General features: G+C 67.7%; 3 protein-coding genes. 1 reads left to right on the forward strand and 2 read right to left on the reverse strand.

Annotated features, from left to right (window positions below; all coding sequences use genetic code 11):
• Positions 1–91: 91 nt before the first annotated feature.
• Positions 92–811, forward strand: coding sequence for a class I SAM-dependent methyltransferase (locus AB4Y86_RS16630; RefSeq protein ID WP_441403280.1), 720 nt, complete (start codon positions 92–94; stop codon positions 809–811).
• Here AB4Y86_RS16630 and AB4Y86_RS16635 read toward each other — a convergent pair.
• Positions 706–1239 (reverse strand): hypothetical protein, encoded by a 534-nt coding sequence (locus AB4Y86_RS16635; protein ID WP_441403278.1) that lies wholly within the window; start codon positions 1237–1239, stop codon positions 706–708. The two genes, AB4Y86_RS16630 and AB4Y86_RS16635, sit on opposite strands and share 106 nt — an antisense overlap.
• Entirely contained in the window at positions 1236–2408 is a 1173-nt protein-coding gene (locus tag AB4Y86_RS16640; protein ID WP_441403279.1) for a molybdopterin-dependent oxidoreductase, read from the reverse strand. Before AB4Y86_RS16640 ends, AB4Y86_RS16635 begins: the two co-directional genes overlap by 4 nt.
• Positions 2409–2520 lie beyond the last annotated feature (112 nt).

Here is a 2520-nt window from a genome sequence, read left to right on the forward strand (position 1 = left end):
AGCCGGCGGTACCGCATGGGGCAGGAGACCCGCGGTGACGGGGCTAACCGGCGCCCCGGTGCCGGCGCCTGCACCGGCCTTCGGCCAAGGCATGCGGGAACCTTATGCCCGGGCCCTGCGGGTGGGGGGAGGGACTCTGACGCTGCGGCCGTATACCCCCGGGGCCGGCGTCGCCCCCGGCCCCGGCGAAGTGCGGTTCGAGGTTCTCGGCTGGTGTTCGGAGGCGAGCGTCCTGGAGCGGAACCTGCTTCAGGGCCTGAGGGGACCTGTCCTTGATATTGGCTGCGGGCCGGGCCGGCTGCTGGCCGCTGCCCGGTCCTTGGGCCTGATCGCGCTGGGCATTRACATCAGTGCGGAGGCTGTCAGCCAGGCCTGCAGCCGGGGGGCCATCGCGCTGCTGCAGTCGGTTTTTTCACCGGTTCCGCAGTCCGGGAACTGGCGGTCTGCGGTTCTGCTGGACGGAAACATTGGCATTGGGGGGAACGTCGCGCGCTTGTTGCGCAGGTGCCGGCAGCTGATCGCACCGCAGGGAACATTGCTCGTGGAGACGGACCCGGACGAAGGCATGGACGTGGCCTACCAGGCGGTGCTTGAGGACGACGACGGCAACCTGAGCGAGCCGTTCGCATGGGCGAGGACAGGCCTGGCGGCTCTGGCGTCCCGGGCCGAGGCCGCGGGCTGGACCCTGACGGCGACAGACCAGGTTCAAGGACGGGTATTTTGCCGGTTGTCGCCTCTACCTGACCGGGTGCCGTCGGCGGATCGAACGCCCACGACGGCGCGGGGACGCCCGGCCCGTTCGAACGCATAGATCGCCACTGCGGCCACGATGATGAGGGCCGCCCAGAACCAGAGGAGGCGTCCGGCATAGTCGCCCTCGAGGGCACTGATGTTGCGTGCTTCCGACTGCGCCTTGATCAGGATCCCGGTGACCAGGCTGACTGCTGCGCCGGTCATCAGGGTCCCGCGCAGGATGGCAGCGGAGACCGGCCGCAGCCGGGATCCTGTTCGTGCCAGCCCCGCCCCCGCCAGCGTCGACAGCGGTACGATCACGCCGTCGTGGAGCAGCACCGCGGCGGCAAGCCAGGTAAGGAGGCCCACCAGTTGCGGAGGGCCCAGTTGGGTGGGCAGGCCCAGCAGCCCGTTTCCAATGAGTGCGATGCCCGCAAGCGCGAGGAAAATCCGGAGCAGCCGGCCTGGGGCCGGTCTGCGGGGGCGACGGGCGTTCAGCGGTTTCACAGGACCTCCACCTGCTGCAGCCATTTGGTCTGCAGGACTCCCGGGCGCCCGGGCGCAATAATCCTGGCGGGGTAGCCATGCTCCAGGTCCAGGACAGCCCCGTTGAGTTCCAGCGCCACGAGCGTGCGCTGGTCCTGAACATATTCCGCCGGCATGGACATCAACCGGTACGGGCCTTCGGGTTCCATGCTCGTGACACGCAGAGCCGAATCCGGCGGTGCGCCGACGGCGCCGATCAGATCGCGGATTCGCACACCCCGCCAGTGTGCGGTCTGATTCCACCCCTCGACACAGGCGATCGGCAGCTCCTCTTGATGCTGGGGGAGTGCCCGGAGCTCGGCCAGATTGAATGGGGTAGTCGTCCCCTTGTACGTGACAGCCAGCGACCACCCGCCGGACGTGGCAAGAGCACCGACCTTCGCGTCTTCCGAGGTCCGGTTCACCGGAACGGACTGCGGGCCCGTGCCCATGGTACGGGGGGCGAAGAGGTTCAGTGGGCCCAGCCAGGAAAATGATTGCCCGGCCGTGGTGAGAACCACCACGCCTGTGGACACGCCGACCCCGGTGAGGAAGGCCCGCCTGGACCAGTGACCGGGGGCAGTACTGCGCTCGGGGCCGTGGAGTTCACTCCGGCGGACGGCGCGGCCGTTCCAGTTGGCCTGGATGGCGGGAAGCTTCACCGCGATGTGGAGGAGCAGCGATCCCACGATGACCCACGCCAGCCAGTAATGGGTTTCGCGGAACGGGAAGGGCCACGGGTACCACTTGTAGGTATTGATCAACCCGGTGGTCAGCTGCAGCAGCGAGGAGGCGATGAAGAGAGCTACGGAGGCCCGCTCCAGGGCATGGGCGACGGACTTGACGGGCGGCCATTTGAGCAGCTCCGGGTACACGGACCAGAGTTTCGCCAGCAGCAGCGGGATGGAGGCGATGCCGGCGGTCACATGCAGCGCCTGGCTGAGCTGGTAGATCCAGGCCGGGCTGGTAGGGAAAAACATCCACGACGGCGGGTTCTGCAGGCCGTGGCTGAACAACCCGGTGAGGAAGCAGACGGTAAAAGTCACGGCCAGCCAACGTCCGAGGACCACGGTCAAGCGGGTGCTCCGGGTCGGGGAGGCAAACCTGGCAGCCAGCGCTTCGGTGATTCTTTGCGGGTCGGGCCCTTTCATGCTCTAAGCACAGCACCGTTTCCCGCGCCCAGCCCGCCCAGGATCTTACGAACCGCGGAAATCCATCGAGCGGAAGGGATTCCCGCGGCGGAACTGGGGCAGGATCAAGACG

Source organism: Arthrobacter sp. 2YAF22_2, assembly GCF_052114645.1.
Taxonomy (GTDB): Bacteria; Actinomycetota; Actinomycetes; order Actinomycetales; family Micrococcaceae; genus Arthrobacter.

Bases quoted from the DNA above. Each gene is read 5' to 3' on its own strand.
- AB4Y86_RS16640 (WP_441403279.1), bottom strand. From the start codon at position 2,408: ATGAAAGGGCCCGACCCGCAAAGAATCACCGAAGCGCTGGCTGCCAGG.